The following is a 16,371-nucleotide window of genomic DNA, read 5'->3' as shown; positions in this document are numbered from 1 at the left end:
ACTGAACAAAATGCAGGCTTGACCTCGCCGCAGGCCAGCGCGAGACACGTAGCACAAGAACGCCGGTTCTCCGGCGCGAAATCGGCGCCCACCTTGATTGACGTTTACGTAAACGCAAGCTAGGGCGGCGGCACACGAATTTGCCATACAAGGCCGGGAAACGGCCAATGGGAAGGCCAAAGGAAGGAACAACCATGAAAATCCTCGTCCCCGTTAAACGGGTGATCGATTACAACGTGAAACCGCGCGTGAAAGCCGATGGCTCGGGCGTTGATCTTGCCAACGTCAAGATGAGCATGAATCCGTTCGATGAGATCGCGGTCGAAGAGGCGATCCGAATCAAGGAAGCGGGCAAGGCCGAAGAAATCGTGGCCGTTTCCATCGGCCCGGCAAAAGCGCAGGAAACACTGCGCACCGCACTGGCAATGGGCGCGGACCGCGCGATCCTCGTCGAAACCGACGAAGAGGTCGAACCGCTCGCTGTTGCGAAAATCCTCAAAGCGATTGCCGATGAAGAACAGCCGGGACTCGTCCTGCTGGGCAAGCAGTCGATCTCAGACGATAGCAACCAGACCGGCCAGATGCTGGCTGCGCTGATGGGCCGTCCACAGGGCACCTTCGCCAACACAATCGAAATCGACGGCGACAGCGTGTCCGTGAAGCGCGAGATCGATGGCGGTCTTGAAACGGTGAAGCTGACGATTCCTGCAATCGTCACGACCGACCTTCGCCTGAACGAGCCCCGCTACGCTTCGCTGCCGAACATCATGAAGGCGAAGAAGAAGCCGCTCGATACCAAGACACCGGGCGATTTCGGTGTCGATATCGCACCGCGTCTCACCACCACTCACGTCGCCGAACCGCCTGTCCGTCAGGCCGGCGAAAAAGTCGAAGACGTCGCCGCGCTGGTCGAGAAAATCAAGGCGCTCGGGATCGCCTGAGGCGCCCCCGCGAGCACGAAAGGAATAGACAGACATGAACACTCTGGTTCTGGTCGAACACGACAACAACAGCGTCAATGATGCTACCCTCGCGGTGGTTACCGCTGCCGGTCAGATCGGCGAAGTGACCGCTCTCGTCGCCGGAAACGATTGCGCTTCGGTTGCTGAAGAAGCCGGCAAGATCGCGGGCGTTTCCAAGGTGCTGAAGGCCGACGACGCGGCATACGGTGATTTTCTTGCAGAGAACGTCGCGCCGCTCGTCGCTGGCCTGATGGATGGCTACGACGCTTTCCTCGCTCCTGCCACGACATCCGGCAAGAACATCGCCCCGCGCGTTGCAGCCCACCTTGATGTGATGCAGATTTCGGACATTCTCTCGGTCGAAGGCGATAAGACCTTCACCCGCCCGATCTATGCCGGCAATGCGATCGCGACCGTGCAATCGAGCGATCCCAAGCTTGTCATCACCGTGCGCGGCACGGCGTTCGAAAAGGCCGCGACCGAAGGCGGTTCGGCTGCAATCGAAGATGCGAGTGGACCTGGTGATGCAGGCCTTTCCAGCTTCGTCAGCCGCGAAGTCGCCGATGGCGGCGACCGGCCCGAACTGGCCAGCGCCAACGTCATTGTGTCAGGTGGCCGCGCGCTGAAGGACAGCGAAACCTTCGAGCAGATCATCAACCCGCTCGCCGATAAACTCGGCGCAGCCATCGGCGCATCGCGCGCCGCTGTCGATGCGGGCTACGTCCCGAACGATTACCAGGTCGGCCAGACGGGCAAGATCGTCGCGCCGGAAGTCTACATCGCCATCGGCATTTCGGGCGCAATCCAGCACCTCGCCGGGATGAAGGATTCGAAAGTCATCATTGCGATCAACAAAGATGAAGATGCACCGATTTTCCAGGTCGCCGATATCGGCCTCGTGGCGGATCTCTACAATGCGGTCCCCGAGCTGACGAACGCGCTGTAAGATCGCGGGCCTTCGGTCCGGTTGTTGTTATGTAGAAACCTCCGCTGCGCGACGATGCGCGGCGGAGGTTTTTCTTTGGCGGCTTCTCATCGCTGCATGATCTTTGCGCAATTCCGGAACGTGCGCCGCACGATCTGGCGTCGTTGCTCGGAACTGCGATGGCCCGCCTCCGCCGGCTTGAGTTCGCGTTCAAAGAGATACTCGATAACGATGGCGCGTTCATGTTCGGGCGCGCTCAGGCGCTCCAGCAATTGATCCACCACAATGTGCGTCAGGCTATCGCTCGCTGCGCGCTCTGACCGTTCCAGCGCGCTTTCATCCACCACTTCGAAATCGCGCGCGGATACGCCAAGTGCGGAGCGCACCTGCAAGGCCTCTATCGACACGGTTCTGATACCAGTCCGGCGCGCGCCACGCCTCTGATCCAGACGCATGCGGTGGCGGAGGCCCTGAAGCTCACCGCGAATCTGCCACGTCGCGTGCGTGGAGAAGCTGGCCTTGGCCGGATCATAGGTCGCGAGAGCACGGTGCACACCGAGCGCTGCGACCTGCTCCGCATCATCCCGCATATCGGAAAGGCCGTAGCGCCGGATCATGCCCGCGATGCGCGGGGCGAGCAGAGCCAGAAGCTCCACGAATGCCTGGTCGCGCCCCGTGCTGCCGTAGGCGGTGCCTGACCCTGCCGAAAGCCGATGCGCAATCCGCTCGATCGCCCCGCCCGGTCCGCGCGGTACTGCATTCTCTCCGGCCATGAACTCATCCCTCCTATGAGGGCACGTATCGCAGGCCGCCTAGCGCGGTGTTCTCATCGCACTACGGTTGACCGCGTATCTCATGTGTAACGGGCCGGTCTCGCTTTCGCGGCGGGACCCCGGGAACGCTGGAAACCCTCGGCTGCATTTCGACATGTCTCGTCGCAAGCCGGGCAGCGCTCGCGACTGCGTCCTTCGTCTGTCCCGCGATGAGCGCCGAGGCGCAAAACGCGCATTCAAGCTGCGATGCGTGGGTCCGATCGAATGTCACGACCTGCGCGAGCAGAGTGAAAAGACTGTACTGGGCCGCCGCAAAACTCTCCGGATCGGCCGCAGCCTCCAGAACCGCGAAATAGAGTTCCTCATGGGGACTGCTCTCTGTGCCGTATTCGCGCCAGAGCGCTCGCCCGGCCAGCACGCACGCGCCTGATCCGATGTCCAGAATGCACGGCGAGCGTGCCGTCACCAGCGCACCATTCACCACCGCCTGGGCCCCGGCTTGGAGCTCAATCGTTTTCGGCTTGGGAAGTTCCGTTCGCGTCATGCATCATATTATAGGATGCAGATGCGCAAACCGGGCACTGGTCCGTTTAAAGGAAGCTCGTGATGAAGTGCAAAGTCATCCCGACCAGACCGCCGACGAGAGTTCCGTTGATCCGGATGAACTGCAGATCGCGTCCTACCGCGCTCTCGATCCGCCCCGTGATCGTGGTCGCGTCCCACCGCTTGACCGTTTCGGATACCAGCGTGACGATTTCCGTCCCATAGCGGGTGGCGATCCCTACCGCTGTCCGGCGCGCGAAGCGGTTGATCTGCAATTGCAGCCGCTCATCCTTGCTCAAGGCCGCACCGAGATCGGCGAGGCCTTTCCGCATTTCCTCTCCCAGCCCGCTGTCGGATTCGCGTGCGCGGCGAATCAAGGAGCGACGGATCCGTTCCCACACACCCATCCACCATTCGGCCACCGCCGGGTTCTCGATGAGATCGCGCTTCATTTCCTCGACGCGTTCACGGGTTACCGGATCGTGCTGGAGATCCTGGCTGAGTTTCTCGAGACCTTCCTCAATCTTGTAACGCAGAGGATGGTCTGGATCGACCAGCACTTCGGCAAGTAGTTTGTAGAGCCCATCCAGCACGCTTGAGGAAATGCGTTCGTCCAGACCGGTCCAACGCAGCACGGCATTGGCGCGTTTGTGGATGATCTCCTTGACCGTCTCCTCATTGTCTTCAAGCGTCAGGCCGGCCCAGCGAATGATACCGTCGATCAGCGGCAGGTGCCTCTGATCGGTCATCGCGCTTTCCAGCATGCGGCCCGCAAGCGGCGATATGTCCAGCTTCGCCAGCTGGCCTGCTAGGCCCGAGCGGACCTGATTACCGAGCCGGTCGGGATCAAGCGATTCGAGCACCTCGGCGAGCAGCTCTGCCGCGCCGCCGGTGATCCGCGAGCGTGTATCGGGGCCGGAACCCTCCGGACTGGCCATCAGGAAATCGCCGACTGCGCGGGCGACGTTCATCCCCGACATTCGCCGGGCGACGACTGCCGGCGTGAGGAAGTTTTCGCGCAGGAACTGCGCCATTGTGTCGGCGATCCGGTCCTTGTTCTGCGGGATGATCGCCGTGTGCGGGATCGGCAGGCCCAAAGGGTGCCGGAACAAGGCGGTGACGGCGAACCAGTCGGCCAGCCCGCCGACCATTGCAGCTTCCGCGAATGCATTGACGTAACCCCAGGCGGGATGATTGCCGAGCAGGCCGTGCGTTGTGAAGAACAGCACGGCCATCGCGACCAGCAATCCCGTCGCTGTCCAGCGCATCCGGCGGGCGCGGTCAGCAGACAGCGGTTCGCCGCCAAATATCAGAGGTACTGCGCGCGCATCATTCATCACCGCGCCCTCTGCCTGAAAACCTTGGCTAAAAACAGGGTCCGCGTAGACTTTACGGTATTACTCCGCCGGCTCGGCACCGGGTGGAATCTCGGCTGGCGGGGCCTGCGGCTTACCGGAATAGGGGCGATCGGCCACCGGTTCAGCGGCGCCGCGGGGTTTGGTGTCATCACCCGGCTTATATGTGAGCATCCGCTCGCGCAGCCATGGACCGACTCGCCGTTCGAACGAATCGGCAAGGCTAAAGCCCGCCGGCACGATAACCAGCGTCAGCATGGTCGAAAGTATCAGACCGCCAATCACCACGATGCCCATCGGCTGACGCCATGCACCATCCCCTGACAGCGAGATCGCCGTGGGGACCATGCCCGCCGTCATCGCCACGGTCGTCATCACGATCGGCTGCGCGCGCTTGTGCCCGGCCTCCATGATCGCCTCGATCTGATCGGTCCCGCGCGCCATCTCTTCGATCGCGAAGTCGATCAGCAGGATCGAGTTCTTGGAAACGATGCCCAAGAGGAGCAGAATGCCGATATAAACCGGCATCGATTGTGCCATGCCCAACAGCCAAACGAGCAGAATACCGCCCAGCGGGGCGAGCGCCAGCGAGGTCATATTGACCAGCGGGCTCATCAGGCGCTTGTAAAGCAGCACGAGGCACGCGAACACGAGCAGCACACCGGCGATGATCGCGATCACGAGGTTCTGCTGCAATTCCTGCTGCCACGCGTCTTCGCCCACCACGTCCCGGACGACGCCTGTCGGAAGGTTTGCGAGGATTGGAAGCTGATCGATCTGCTGCTGGGCTTCGCCTTTGAGAATCCCGGACGCCAGATCGGCCCCGACGAGTACGCGGCGACTTTGATTGTAGCGCTGGATCGTGGTCGGACCCGATCCGAAGGAAATATCGGCAACCCGGCTGAGCGGTACGGTGCCACCGCTCGCGGTTTGAACAGGCAGGTTCTCAATGGTCGTCAGGTCGCCGCGGGCGTCTTCGGACAGCTTGACGGTGATCGGAATCTGGCGGTCGGCGAGCGAGAAGCGTGCGGCGTTCTGCTCGATTTCACCCAGTGTCGCGATGCGTATCGTCTGGCTGAGTGCAACCGTGGTCACGCCCAGTTCGGCGGCGATTTCCTCGCGCGGCGTGATGAGGATTTCAGGGCGATTGAGGTCTGCACTGATCCGCGGCGCGACGAGCGAATCGAGACCCTTCATCTGCTCGACCAGGGTCGAGGCCGTCTCGTCCAGCAGCTCGGGATCGGACCCGGCGAGCAGGATCGTGATATCGCGGCCCGATCCGAACCCGCCGCTCTGCGAACGGAAGCGGACGCGGGCATCGGGTATCTGTGCCAGCTGCGGCGCGAGGTCGCGCTCGAATTCGATCGATGTACGCTCGCGATCATCGGCGAGTTTTATGAAGATTGTCGAATCGCCGATACGGATGCGTTGCAGCATGCGCTCGATCTCTGGCTGTTCTTCGAGCAGCGCGTAGACGCGGTCTGACACGACCTTGGTCCCGGCGAGCGTGGTGCCCGGCACCATCTCGATTTCGACGGCCGAATTTTCATCGTCGATGGTAGGCTGGAATTGCGCCGGGATCTGACCAAACAGAAGGATTGTAACGAGCAAAGAAAACCAGCCAACGCCGAGCATCCAGACGCGGTGGTCGTAGAAACGCGCCGCGAGATATGCACCGGTCTGACCAAAGCGCCCACCGGCTCTGGAGCTTAGTTCGAACAGCTTGAAAACCAGCCATCCTGCCGTGAAGGCCAGCGCCGAAACGAACAGCACCAGAACAATATCGAACAGCTTCGATACGAGGAAATACGGCCAGCCATTGGGGTCGCTCGATACCGCTGCAGCGGCGCGAGTCGGGATGTCCATTTCGGAAATCGCGCCGAAGCTCACGAACATGGTCACCGCAGTCGCCGCGAGGATCGCAAGCGTCACGAATAGAAGTGTGAGGGTATAGAGCAGCCGCGAGCGCGGTCCGGGAAGGCCCTGGCGCTTGGCGACCAGCTTGCCGCGATTGAGCGTCCAGCCGAGCACGCTCATATATCGGTCCATCAGCGGACCTTCGCCGTGGGCAGCATGCCCCTTGGACGCGAGGAAATACGCCGCCATGAGCGGTGTAATCATACGCGCAACGGCGAGCGACATCAGCACCGCGACAACGACGGTAAGGCCGAAATTCTGGAAGAACTGCCCGGAAATACCTGGCATCAGACCCACCGGCAGGAACACCGCAACGATACAGAAGCTTGTCGCGACAACCGGCAGCCCGATCTCGTCGGCAGCGTCAATGCTCGCCTGATAGGGCGTCTTGCCCATGCGCATGTGGCGCACGATGTTCTCGATTTCGACGATGGCATCATCGACCAGCACGCCAGCCACCAGCGCGAGTGCAAGGAGCGACAGGAAGTTCAGGTTGAACCCGAGCAGGTCCATGAAGAAGAAGGTTGGGATCGCGGAAAGCGGGATCGCAACCGCGCTGATGAAGGTGGCGCGCCAATCGCGCAGGAACAGCATCACGACGACGATGGCCAGCACGGCGCCTTCGATCAGAGCCTTGATCGAGCTCGTATACTGGCTTTCGGTGTAGGTCGTGCTCGTGAACATCCGGATGAAACGGATGCCTTCGGTCTCCGCTTCGATCTGATCCATTTCAGCAAGCGCGGCTTCATACACCGTGAGGTCCGAAGCGCCGCGCGCGCGGTTCATGAAGAAATTGACGACTTCGCGGTCTCCAACCTCGCTGATCGACGTGCGCTCGGCGAAGCCGTCGCGCACACGGGCGACATCGGCAAGACGGATCGTCCGCCCGCCACCAAGCTGAATCTGACGCTGCGAAAGCTCGAATGCGGTGTCGTCATTGCCAAGGACGCGGAGCGACTGGCGTGTGCCGCCGACTTCCGCAAGGCCGCCTGCGGCGTTGATGTTAGAGACACGAAGCACCGAATTGATTTGCGATGCCGTAACGCCGAGCGCCTGCATCTTCGCGGGATCGAGAATCACTTCGATTTCGCGGTTCACACCGCCGAAACGCGTGACTTCGGCCATGCCTTCGATTTTCAGCAGCCGCTTGGCCACGGTGTCATCGATAAACCAACTGAGCTGCTCGATTGTCATGTCGTCGGCTTCGACAGCGATATAACCGATCGCATCGCCGGCGACATTCACCTTCGATACGCGCGGTTCGAGGATCCCGTCCGGCAGGCTTCCGCGGACGGTGTCGATCGCGGTTTCGACTTCGTTCACAGCTTCGATTATCTCGGTGCCGATCTCGAATTCGACGAACGTTCGGGAATTGCCTTCGCTCGCGGTAGACTGGATCGAGTTGACGCCGTTGATTGAACGTAGCGCGCTTTCCACGCGCTGGGTGATCTGGTTTTCGATTTCGGTCGGCGCCGCACCGGGCTGCGAAATGCTGACGATGACGGCAGGAAAATCGACGTCGGGATTGTTGGTCACGTCCATCCGCAGGAAGCTGACGATCCCGGCGAACAGGAGCGCGGTAAACAGCACCAGCGGGATGACTGGATTGCGGATCGACCAGGCTGAGAGATTTCTGAAATTCATGTCTTTTCTATCAGTCTCTTTGTTTCGCCAGCCTCGAACTTATCCAGACCAGATACCTATGCCGCCGAAGCCCGGGGTTTGGCCTCGTCAGGCGGCTTCACGACGCGGTTTGATTGTTTCGCCCGGATTGAGGAACCCGCCGGCTCGCAGCACGACCAGCTCGTCGCCGGATAGACCTTCCATAATCGCGATGCCGTTGGCTGTGACCATGCCGGTCTTGACGTCGCGGCGCGTCGCGGTGTTGTCTTCGCCCACGACGTATACGAAACTGCCGTTCTCATCGGACAAGACCGCGCTTTCGGGCAGAACCGTGGCAGTCAGACTGCCGCTGTTGATCAGGGCCGTAGCAAATCCGCCAGGGCGCAGCTCCGGAGCATAGGACAACGCAATGCGCGCCGTTCCCTGCCGGCTCTGCGGGTTGATGACCGGCGACAATTGCCAGACCTGGCCTTCAAAAACCTTTTCGGTGCCGGTCGGAATCACGCTCGCAACAACACCTTGCGACAGGGTTGCGAGCTGAGTTTCACCCAATTGGGCGAGCATTTCCATTTCGCCGCCGCGCGCAATGCGGAACAAGGCCGCGCTGCCGCCGCCAACCGTCTGCCCCGGTTCGACATTGCGCTCAAGCACATAGCCCGATGCCGGCGCAACCACACTCAGACGCGCTGCTCGCGCGCGCAGTTCGGACAATTGCGCTTGGGCAACCTTTACCCGCGCTTCGGCAGAATCGCGTGTTGCCGTCAGCCGGTCGACATCCGCCTTCGACACGAATCCGCGTTCCACCAACTGTAATGCGCGGTCGAGATTGGCCTGCGCCAGGCTCGCATCGGCCTTGGCCACTTCGATTTGCGCTGCCTGCGCTGCGGCTTGCTGATTTTGAACGGAGCGGTCGATGATCGCAAGAACCTGCCCTTCGCGAACCCAGTCGCCAGCATCGACAGGGACAGACACAACGCGCCCGCCTTCTCCCACGATGCCCACCGGCAGTTCGCGGCGCGCGGCGATGGTTCCAGGCGCCTCGATGACACCGTCGATCGTCGTGGTACCGGGAGCGATAACGGTCACGACCGGGGCCTGATCGTTATCGTCGCCGACCGCGGCGGGCTCTCCGCCGGCAAGCGCGAAATACGCGGCGATTGCCAACAGGAGGCCGAAAATGATCGCGCCCACGATAAGCAGTTTCCGGCCCCTGCCGGATGTGCGCTCAGCATTGGCCTCCGCGATATCCGCAGGCACGCTATCAGCGACTTCAGACTTGATTGTTGTCTCGTAATTCATTGCCTGCGGCCTCAAACGGGCTGTGAAATGCCCACTCTTCGTCGTTTAGTGTGTTATCGGCATAAGTCACCGAGTGCAAGTGGCTCTTAGGCCACGCGCGCGTCTGCCGCAATCCAAGCTTCGACTGACGACTTTGAGCCTAGACGAAAGACAATACCCTCCGGTGCCCTGTTCGCAAAGCAAAAGGGCGGCGCAGCAATGTGCTGCACCGCCCCTTAATTCGGTCGGTCGCTGCAATCCGCGACCACTACGTCTGCGTCAGCGTACGCGGCCCCGCTGGATGAGGTTCACGATACCGAGCAGGACGACCGCACCGATGACGGCGACGATCAGTCCGATGATCGAGAATTCCTGCACGCTGCCGGAAATGCCCAGCAGCGGGCCTGCGATCATGTTGCCAATAACGGAACCGATGCAGCCGACGACGATGTTCCAGAAAATGCCCATGGAGGCATCCCGGTTCATCACCAGACTTGCCAGCCAACCGGCTACACCGCCCACAATCAATGCGATAATCCAACCCATAACCCATTCCTCCTGTATTTTTCAAAAGCTTGCGGCCACTCAACGTGGAGCGCGCAGGCCTGTTCCCATCATTGCAATGAGATGGAGGAGGTTTTTAGAGAATATGGGCCGAAAACGCCAAATATGGGCGCAAATCAATATTTCAGCTGGCGCTCGTAAAGGTCGCGGTAGTGCTGGATCCGCGTAACGCGAAGGCCCTGCATACCCGAACGGTCCACGGCGCGCTGCCAGGATGCAAATTCTTCCAGCGTCAGGCCGTACCGCTCCAGCACTTCGTCGATTGTGAGCAGGCCGCCATTCACCGCGGCCACCACTTCGGCCTTGCGGCGCACCACCCAGCGCTTCGTCTTGGGCGATGGCAGGTCGTCGATCGTCAGCGGCTCACCCAATGGGCCGATTACCTGTGCGGGGCGGATGTCTTGATTCTCAATCATCTAATGTCTCTTGCATCGCCTTCCTGCGCATATTCTTCGGAGCTACGGCCTATGGCTTGCGAAGATTTGCAGGGCTCTAAAGCATCATGGTTAACAGCACGTTCCCCCTGTTCGAGAGATCGAAAATAGGTTGCCGCGGCATCGCCGAAGCTCGCGCCGCCCCCGGCGATGTTCAACTTGGTATCGCGCCTTAGCACGCGCCGTAAATCGCGCGCCGCGCTGAGCTTTGCGGTCAGGTCGCTCCACTCGACTGCGCGCAGGGCGTCTCCGCCGCGCGAAACCGCAGCGTCGTGATTTCCGATCAGCATTTCGCCGCCGAAATCATCGCCTTTCAAATCAAGCCAGACAGGATCGGTCTTTTCGAACATTCCCGATCATATATTCCCGGAACGTCAAGATGTGGTAAAACCGTTGTTTACCGGACCTTAGGGAAAACGCGGCTCATCTCGTTTGCATAGTCGGTTCGTCGCGAATTTGCCTGAAAACGACCGGACTGGCGCAACGCCGCGCGCTTTCCTATATGCGCGCACAAGGACTCGCATCCCATGACAACCGCCGCTCCGCTCAAGGCCAGCCCGACATTCGGGCTCGATACCGCCTCGCTGTTCGATCTGCCCCGCCCGGCATCCGAATGCCGCATTGTGGTCGCGATGAGCGGAGGCGTGGATTCGTCGGTCGTGGCCGCGCTCGCCGCTGATACGGGTGCGGAAGTGATCGGGATCACACTGCAGCTTTACGATTACGGCGCGGCCACGGGTCGGAAGGGCGCGTGCTGCGCTGGTGATGATATCAGCGATGCCCGCGCGGTAGCCGACAGGCTCGGCATTGCGCATTACGTGTTCGACCACGAAAGCGCCTTTCGCGAGGATGTCGTCGAACAGTTTGCCGGTGAATATTTGGCGGGCCGAACCCCGGTGCCCTGCATCCGCTGTAATATGGGGCCCAAGTTTACCGACCTGTTTCGCATGGCGCGCGAGCTTGGTGCCGATTGCCTAGCTACCGGTCATTATGTTCGGCGCGTGGAAACGAGCACGGGGCCACATCTTTATCGCGCGCTCGATCCGGCGCGTGACCAGTCGTATTTTCTGTATGCGACCACGCAGGCGCAGCTCGACTATATCCGCTTCCCGCTCGGCGGCCTTCCCAAAGCGCAGGTGCGCCAGCTCGCCGAAGCCGCAGGTCTGCGCAACGCGGCCAAGCCGGACAGCCAGGACATCTGCTTCGTTCCCGACGGAAATTACGCGAAGATCGTGACGAAGCTGCGGCCCGAAGGCGGCGTTCCGGGCGATATCGTCCACGCCGAAACCGGCGCTTTGCTCGGTGAGCACAAGGGGATCGTGCACTTCACGGTTGGCCAGCGGAAGGGCCTCGATATCGGCGGCCAGCCCGAACCGCTCTATGTGATTGGCCTTGATGCCGATGCGCGCGAAGTGCGCGTGGGGCCAAAGCGGCTGCTCGGCGTCGAGAGCGCCGAAATCATCGAGACGAACCGAATCGGCGACCTGCCTGACGTGCCGCTCACGGCCAAGGTGCGAAGCCTCGCCAAACCGGTGCCTGTCGAGATCGAGGGGCCGATGGGCGACGGTGCGTCCATGCGGCTCAAGTTCGCGACTCCGGAATTCGGCGTGGCACCCGGTCAGGCCGCCGTCATCTACGCAGAAGAGCGCGTGGTCGGTGGCGGCTGGATCGATTCGACCCGCTCAGTCGCGCAAGATGAAGCTACCGCATAACTCGCAGTAACGCCGAGGGAAGCGGGCCTCACCCCTCCCACTTATCGAGCACGCAGCCATACCCTTCGCGGTATGTCGCCGTGTGGCTGGCAATAAGGGGGAAGCGAGCCGTTACGCTTTGCGCTTCCGCGTCGTCGGAAAGCGTGACGAGTTCCATCCCGCCCAGCTTGTCCTTCTCGCAATCCTCGAGGCTGCGGCCGGCGACGAACCGGCACGAGCACGCGACCCGCGCGGCATAGGACGAGCCGACTTCGGCGTATCCGCCAATGGGAGCGCGGAAAGAGTAGAGCGCAAAAGCGATGCCCGCCGCCGCCAGCAGCAACAACCACTTAAGCGCGCGGGATTTGATGGATGGTTTCGCATTTGCCATTGCGCTTCGATTATCCTTGGGGAATTGAGAGCGCAATGACTGATCGCGCCTCGATGCTTCGTTTTGCCTCCTCCGCAATGTTTGCCGCCTCGTTGGCGGGGTGCGGTTCGGCGCCGCCTGCTGCACCCCCTTCGCTGAGCGAGGAAGCCTTGCAGGCGGTCATGCCCGATGCCGGGGCGCCAAGAGACCAGCTCGCACGCGAGATCGATGAATTGTTCACGCAGGATGAACTCGGCGAAACCCGGGCGATCGTACTGATGTCGGATGGCGAACTGGCGGCCGAGCGATATTCCGAAGGGTATGACCAAGACACCCGGTTTGTCAGCTGGTCGATGGCGAAGACAGTCACCGCCGTTCTGGTCGGGATGCTGGTCGCTGATGGCAAGCTGACCGTGGGCGATCCTGCGCCGGTGCCGATGTGGCAGCGCCCTGGCGATCCGAGAGCGGAAATCACGCTTCGCCATCTGCTCCAGATGCGCAGTGGGCTGCGCCATACCGAAGCGGGCGATCCGCCTTACGATTCGTCAGAAGTGCGCATGCTGTTTCTCGACGGGCGCGACGACATGGCGCGCTGGGCAAAAGAGCAACCGCTGGAGGCGGAGCCTGGCGAGCAGTTTGAATATTCGTCCAACACCACCGTCATCCTCGCCGATATTGCCGCGCGCGCGCTCACGAACAGCAGCGATCCGGAAACGCGGCGGACCGTCGTCGACGAGTTTCTGAAAGAGCGGCTGTTCGAACCGCTCGGCATGGATAGCATGGTGCTGGAATACGACGCCTCCGGAACCCTGATCGGTGGCAGCCTGATGCACGCAACCGCGCGCGACTGGGCCAAGTTTGGCGAGTTCCTGCGGCGCAGCGGGCGTTCACCCGAGGGCGAACAATTGGTGCCCAGCCGTTGGATCGACGCGATGATCACGCCGAGCCCGGCGAGCGGGTTTTACGGCTACCAGACCTGGCTCAACCGGGAGAGCGGGATCGACCGCGACAAGGATGTGGCCGACCGGGGGCCGGAAACGATGTTCGCTGCGATCGGGCACATGGGCCAGTATGTCCTGATCAGCCCGGATCAGCGGATCACTCTCGTCAGGCTGGGTCATTCGAACCGGACCGAGCGGTTCAAGATGCTGGCCGAACTGTTTGATATCGCCGATCTGTATCCCATGCGCTGAAGCAGCGCGGGCACTTGGTCAGAGCAGGAAGGTCCCCTCCACCACCGTTACGCACGGCCCGCCAAGCCATGCGCGGTCGCCCCCCTCTCCCTTAGCGAGCCGCAGCGAGAGATCGCCGCCTCGCGCGCTCGCCTGATGCGCGCTGAGGTTGTTGCGGCCGAGCCGTTCGACCCAGAACGGGGTGAGCAGCGAGTGAGCGGAGCCTGTCACGCTGTCCTCGTCGACCCCGCCGCCGGGCACGAAGACGCGGCTCACGCAGTCGTAACCCGAGCCGGGGTCGCCCGCAGCGGTCGCGATAAACTGGTCGTTGCCGAGTTCGCCTAAGGCGCGGATTTGCGGGTCGAGCGCGCGCACCTGAGCCTCGGTTTCGTAGAGGAAGATGTGGTAGCGTATCTCCGCGCCGGTCGGACGGTAGATCGCGACTGGATTGCCACCCATCAGCGGTGCCGCTTGCTCGCTTTCGCCCGGTGCAGTCGCGGTCGCGGGCAATCCGACTTCGTATCCGTCGCCGTGCCGGCGCACTTCTAGGATGCCGGACTTGCGTGTTCGGAAGGTCACCGCATCGCCGCCATCGCGCTCCAGCAGGACATGCCCGCTTGCAAGCGTGGCATGGCCGCACAGCGCAATCTCGTAGGTCGGGGTGCACCAGCGCAGTTCCCAATCAGCCTCCCCGGTCGTGTCGCGAACGACGAAGGCCGTTTCGGCGAACAGGTTCTCCGCGCCGATCTTCACGAGCACGTCGTCGGGCAACCACTCGTCCAGCACCATGACAGCCGCCTGGTTGCCGCCGAAGGGGGTGCGTGAAAAGGCATCGACATGCCAGTAGGGAATCTGCTGCGTCATCGCGCTTTGCCTCATGGATAGAGGAGCGTGTCGGACCAGCCCACGGCATCGCCCGCACCCTCCAGCGTGAACAGGCGGCGATCATGCAGCCGGTTGTCCCGATCCATCCAGAATTCAATTCTTTCAGGCTTCAAAGTGAAACCTGTCCAATGCTCGGGGCGCGGCACCTCGCCCGCCTCTTCATGGCGGGCCCACATGTCCTTCACCCGGTCCAGATAGTCCTGCCGGTCTTCCAGCGGACGCGACTGATCGCTCGCCGCCGAGCCGACCTGGCTTTTGTAAGGACGCGAATGGAAGTACGCGTCGGCCCTTTCGCGCGAGACCTCGGCCAAGGCGCCTTCGATGCGAATCTGGCGGCGCTGGCTCTTCCAGTGGAACAGCAGGCTCGCGCGCATATTGGCGCGGATTTCCTCGCCCTTGCGGCTGTGCGCATTGGTGAAGAAGGTAAAGCCCCCTTCCTCCGCACCGTGCCCCTTAAGCAGAACCATCCGCACAGATGGCGCGCCGTCCGGGGTAGCGGTTGCCAGTGCCATCGCGTTCGGATCGTTGGGCTCGCTTTCCTTCGCGAGCGCGAACCATTCATCGAACAACGCGAAGGGATCGGCTCCCTCCGGGATCATGCTGCCAGCCAGCTGGGCCTGATCGAGGCTTTCAAGGTCGGTCATTGTGTCGTTCCATTCGCGCGGTATGGGGGAGACATGGACCGCATGTTACACGGTCCTGGTAAGGAAAGTCGCGCGCCCACGCACGGTTCCTGTTTCGAGGCATCCAAGGGTTGGCAATCGCGCGTCATCCGGGCGTCCTTAGGCGCGCTTCGCCGGGTAGGAAAGATGCACGGCTGACAGCGACTCCGAACGACAGCCTTGCGCCCGCGCGGTGCCTCACCTAGCTAACACGCCATGGGCGATCCTTATAAAACTCTGGGTGTTGCGCGCACGGCTTCCGAAAAGGAGATCAAGAGCGCGTACCGTAAGCTCGCGAAAGAGCTTCACCCCGACAAGAACAAGGACAATCCGAAAGCGGCCGATAGGTTTTCGGACGTGACCAAGGCGTACGATATCCTCGCCGACAAGGATAAGCGGGCCCAGTTCGATCGCGGCGAAATCGACGCTGAAGGAAATCCTCTCAATCCATTTGCCGGAATGGGCGGCGGATTCGGCCGCGGTGGATATGGCGGACGTCCCGGCGGACCACCTCCAGGCGGGTTCCGTGACGCCGAATTTGGCGGGATTAACCCGGACGAGATGGATTTGGGCGACCTGTTCGAAGGGCTGTTTGGCGGAGGTAGAGCACGCCCCGCCAGCGGCGCGGGCAGCACAAGGCGCGGTTTCGGTCAGCGCCCGCCTCCTCCGAAAAAGCGCGGAGCCGATATCCAGTACCGTCTTGCAGTCCCCTTCGTCGACGCAGCCGCCGGCCGCGATCAGCGCATCACCCTAGCGGACGGCAAAACGATCGACCTCAAATTGCCTGGCGGGGTCGAAGACGGCACGCAAATGCGGCTCAAGGGTAAAGGACATGCCGGACCCGGCGGGGACGGGGACGGGCTCGTCGTCGTTGAAGTTGGAGGCCATCCGTTCTTTCGCCGCGATGGCGATAATATCCGGATGGATTTGCCGATCACGCTCGACGAAGCGATCCACGGCGCAAAAGTCAAATGCCCCACCGTCGATGGCCCCGTGATGCTGACAATCAAGGCTGGAACCAATGGCGGCACCGTGATGCGCCTTGCCGGGAAAGGCTGGAGCAAGAAGGGAGCGAAGGGCAAAGACGGCAGGCCGGAACGCGGCGACCAGTTGGTCACCCTGGAAATTCAGCTGCCCAGCGATCTCTCCGAGCTGAAAGGCAAGCTGGGCGACTGGACGGATCCGGCGGAACCGCGCGACAAATTCGGACTGTAATG

General features: G+C 61.8%; 16 protein-coding genes. 5 read left to right on the top strand and 11 right to left on the bottom strand.

Going from position 1 to position 16,371, the window contains the following annotated elements:
* Nucleotides 1–194: 194 nt before the first annotated feature.
* Entirely contained in the window at nucleotides 195–941 is a 747-nt protein-coding gene (locus KCG45_RS05675; RefSeq protein ID WP_218316088.1) for an electron transfer flavoprotein subunit beta/FixA family protein, read from the top strand.
* Between the two features lie 34 nt (nucleotides 942–975).
* The gene (locus KCG45_RS05670) at nucleotides 976–1,908 is read left to right on the top strand and encodes an electron transfer flavoprotein subunit alpha/FixB family protein (RefSeq protein ID WP_218316087.1); all 933 of its coding nucleotides are present in this window, start codon (nucleotides 976–978) and stop codon (nucleotides 1,906–1,908) included.
* A gap of 86 nt (nucleotides 1,909–1,994) precedes the next feature.
* Here the strand turns inward: KCG45_RS05670 and KCG45_RS05665 are convergent, their stop codons facing one another.
* The 8 genes from KCG45_RS05665 to KCG45_RS05630 form a co-directional block, all read right to left on the bottom strand.
* A complete protein-coding gene (locus KCG45_RS05665) occupies nucleotides 1,995–2,660 on the bottom strand; it encodes a sigma factor (protein ID WP_218316086.1) in 666 nt (221 codons plus the stop codon).
* Nucleotides 2,661–2,721: 61 nt separating this feature from the next.
* Nucleotides 2,722–3,204, bottom strand: a complete 483-nt coding sequence (locus tag KCG45_RS05660) for a flagellar biosynthesis repressor FlbT (protein WP_218316085.1) — start codon at nucleotides 3,202–3,204, stop codon at nucleotides 2,722–2,724.
* Nucleotides 3,205–3,250: 46 nt separating this feature from the next.
* Nucleotides 3,251–4,471 carry a DUF445 domain-containing protein gene (locus tag KCG45_RS05655; protein ID WP_218316476.1) on the bottom strand — a complete coding sequence of 407 codons (1,221 nt, stop codon included), beginning with the start codon at nucleotides 4,469–4,471 and terminating at the stop codon, nucleotides 3,251–3,253.
* 129 nt (nucleotides 4,472–4,600) lie between these two features.
* On the bottom strand, nucleotides 4,601–8,119 hold the full coding sequence (locus KCG45_RS05650) for an efflux RND transporter permease subunit (protein WP_218316084.1): 3,519 nt from the start codon (nucleotides 8,117–8,119) through the stop codon (nucleotides 4,601–4,603).
* An 87-nt stretch (nucleotides 8,120–8,206) separates the two neighbouring features.
* Nucleotides 8,207–9,397: an efflux RND transporter periplasmic adaptor subunit gene (locus KCG45_RS05645; RefSeq protein WP_218316083.1), complete on the bottom strand. Its 1,191-nt coding sequence runs from the start codon at nucleotides 9,395–9,397 to the stop codon at nucleotides 8,207–8,209.
* 258 nt (nucleotides 9,398–9,655) lie between these two features.
* The gene (locus KCG45_RS05640; protein WP_218316082.1) at nucleotides 9,656–9,922 is read right to left on the bottom strand and encodes a GlsB/YeaQ/YmgE family stress response membrane protein; all 267 of its coding nucleotides are present in this window, start codon (nucleotides 9,920–9,922) and stop codon (nucleotides 9,656–9,658) included.
* A gap of 134 nt (nucleotides 9,923–10,056) precedes the next feature.
* The gene (gene sciP / locus KCG45_RS05635) at nucleotides 10,057–10,356 is read right to left on the bottom strand and encodes a CtrA inhibitor SciP (protein ID WP_218316081.1); all 300 of its coding nucleotides are present in this window, start codon (nucleotides 10,354–10,356) and stop codon (nucleotides 10,057–10,059) included.
* Nucleotides 10,353–10,724 carry a hypothetical protein gene (locus KCG45_RS05630; RefSeq protein WP_218316080.1) on the bottom strand — a complete coding sequence of 124 codons (372 nt, stop codon included), beginning with the start codon at nucleotides 10,722–10,724 and terminating at the stop codon, nucleotides 10,353–10,355. The genes sciP and KCG45_RS05630 overlap by 4 nt, the downstream gene beginning before the upstream one ends.
* Before the next feature lie 177 nt (nucleotides 10,725–10,901).
* Between KCG45_RS05630 and mnmA the strand changes: the two genes are divergently transcribed.
* The gene (gene mnmA / locus KCG45_RS05625; protein ID WP_218316079.1) at nucleotides 10,902–12,086 is read left to right on the top strand and encodes a tRNA 2-thiouridine(34) synthase MnmA; all 1,185 of its coding nucleotides are present in this window, start codon (nucleotides 10,902–10,904) and stop codon (nucleotides 12,084–12,086) included.
* A gap of 28 nt (nucleotides 12,087–12,114) precedes the next feature.
* On the opposite strand, the gene KCG45_RS05620 is transcribed toward mnmA, so the two are convergent.
* Entirely contained in the window at nucleotides 12,115–12,456 is a 342-nt protein-coding gene (locus tag KCG45_RS05620) for a hypothetical protein (protein WP_218316078.1), read from the bottom strand.
* Nucleotides 12,457–12,491: 35 nt separating this feature from the next.
* On the opposite strand from KCG45_RS05620, the gene KCG45_RS05615 reads away from it, so the two are divergent.
* Complete coding sequence (locus KCG45_RS05615) at nucleotides 12,492–13,628, top strand: serine hydrolase domain-containing protein (RefSeq protein ID WP_218316077.1); 1,137 nt, start codon at nucleotides 12,492–12,494, stop codon at nucleotides 13,626–13,628.
* Between the two features lie 18 nt (nucleotides 13,629–13,646).
* Here the strand turns inward: KCG45_RS05615 and KCG45_RS05610 are convergent, their stop codons facing one another.
* A complete protein-coding gene (locus KCG45_RS05610) occupies nucleotides 13,647–14,471 on the bottom strand; it encodes a PhzF family phenazine biosynthesis protein (protein WP_218316076.1) in 825 nt (274 codons plus the stop codon).
* Between the two features lie 11 nt (nucleotides 14,472–14,482).
* Nucleotides 14,483–15,136, bottom strand: coding sequence for a pyridoxamine 5'-phosphate oxidase (pdxH, locus tag KCG45_RS05605; protein ID WP_218316075.1), 654 nt, complete (start codon nucleotides 15,134–15,136; stop codon nucleotides 14,483–14,485).
* A 234-nt stretch (nucleotides 15,137–15,370) separates the two neighbouring features.
* Between pdxH and KCG45_RS05600 the strand changes: the two genes are divergently transcribed.
* Entirely contained in the window at nucleotides 15,371–16,369 is a 999-nt protein-coding gene (locus tag KCG45_RS05600) for a DnaJ C-terminal domain-containing protein (RefSeq protein WP_218316074.1), read from the top strand.
* The last annotated feature ends 2 nt before the right edge of the window (nucleotides 16,370–16,371 follow it).

The organism is Erythrobacter ani (assembly GCF_019204025.1).
Lineage (GTDB): Bacteria > Pseudomonadota > Alphaproteobacteria > Sphingomonadales > Sphingomonadaceae > Erythrobacter > Erythrobacter ani.
The sequence above is the reverse complement of the archived record's forward strand: the minus strand, read 5'-3'. Positions and strand labels throughout refer to the sequence as shown.

Bases quoted from the DNA above. Each gene is read 5' to 3' on its own strand.
- KCG45_RS05675 (WP_218316088.1), top strand. From the start codon at position 195: ATGAAAATCCTCGTCCCCGTTAAACGGGTGATCGATTACAACGTGAAA.
- KCG45_RS05670 (WP_218316087.1), top strand. From the start codon at position 976: ATGAACACTCTGGTTCTGGTCGAACACGACAACAACAGCGTCAATGAT.
- KCG45_RS05665 (WP_218316086.1), bottom strand. From the start codon at position 2,660: ATGGCCGGAGAGAATGCAGTACCGCGCGGACCGGGCGGGGCGATCGAG.
- KCG45_RS05660 (WP_218316085.1), bottom strand. From the start codon at position 3,204: ATGACGCGAACGGAACTTCCCAAGCCGAAAACGATTGAGCTCCAAGCC.
- KCG45_RS05655 (WP_218316476.1), bottom strand. From the start codon at position 4,471: ATGCGCTGGACAGCGACGGGATTGCTGGTCGCGATGGCCGTGCTGTTC.
- KCG45_RS05650 (WP_218316084.1), bottom strand. From the start codon at position 8,119: ATGAATTTCAGAAATCTCTCAGCCTGGTCGATCCGCAATCCAGTCATC.
- KCG45_RS05645 (WP_218316083.1), bottom strand. From the start codon at position 9,397: ATGAATTACGAGACAACAATCAAGTCTGAAGTCGCTGATAGCGTGCCT.
- KCG45_RS05640 (WP_218316082.1), bottom strand. From the start codon at position 9,922: ATGGGTTGGATTATCGCATTGATTGTGGGCGGTGTAGCCGGTTGGCTG.
- sciP (WP_218316081.1), bottom strand. From the start codon at position 10,356: ATGATTGAGAATCAAGACATCCGCCCCGCACAGGTAATCGGCCCATTG.
- KCG45_RS05630 (WP_218316080.1), bottom strand. From the start codon at position 10,724: ATGTTCGAAAAGACCGATCCTGTCTGGCTTGATTTGAAAGGCGATGAT.
- mnmA (WP_218316079.1), top strand. From the start codon at position 10,902: ATGACAACCGCCGCTCCGCTCAAGGCCAGCCCGACATTCGGGCTCGAT.
- KCG45_RS05620 (WP_218316078.1), bottom strand. From the start codon at position 12,456: ATGGCAAATGCGAAACCATCCATCAAATCCCGCGCGCTTAAGTGGTTG.
- KCG45_RS05615 (WP_218316077.1), top strand. From the start codon at position 12,492: ATGACTGATCGCGCCTCGATGCTTCGTTTTGCCTCCTCCGCAATGTTT.
- KCG45_RS05610 (WP_218316076.1), bottom strand. From the start codon at position 14,471: ATGACGCAGCAGATTCCCTACTGGCATGTCGATGCCTTTTCACGCACC.
- pdxH (WP_218316075.1), bottom strand. From the start codon at position 15,136: ATGACCGACCTTGAAAGCCTCGATCAGGCCCAGCTGGCTGGCAGCATG.
- KCG45_RS05600 (WP_218316074.1), top strand. From the start codon at position 15,371: ATGGGCGATCCTTATAAAACTCTGGGTGTTGCGCGCACGGCTTCCGAA.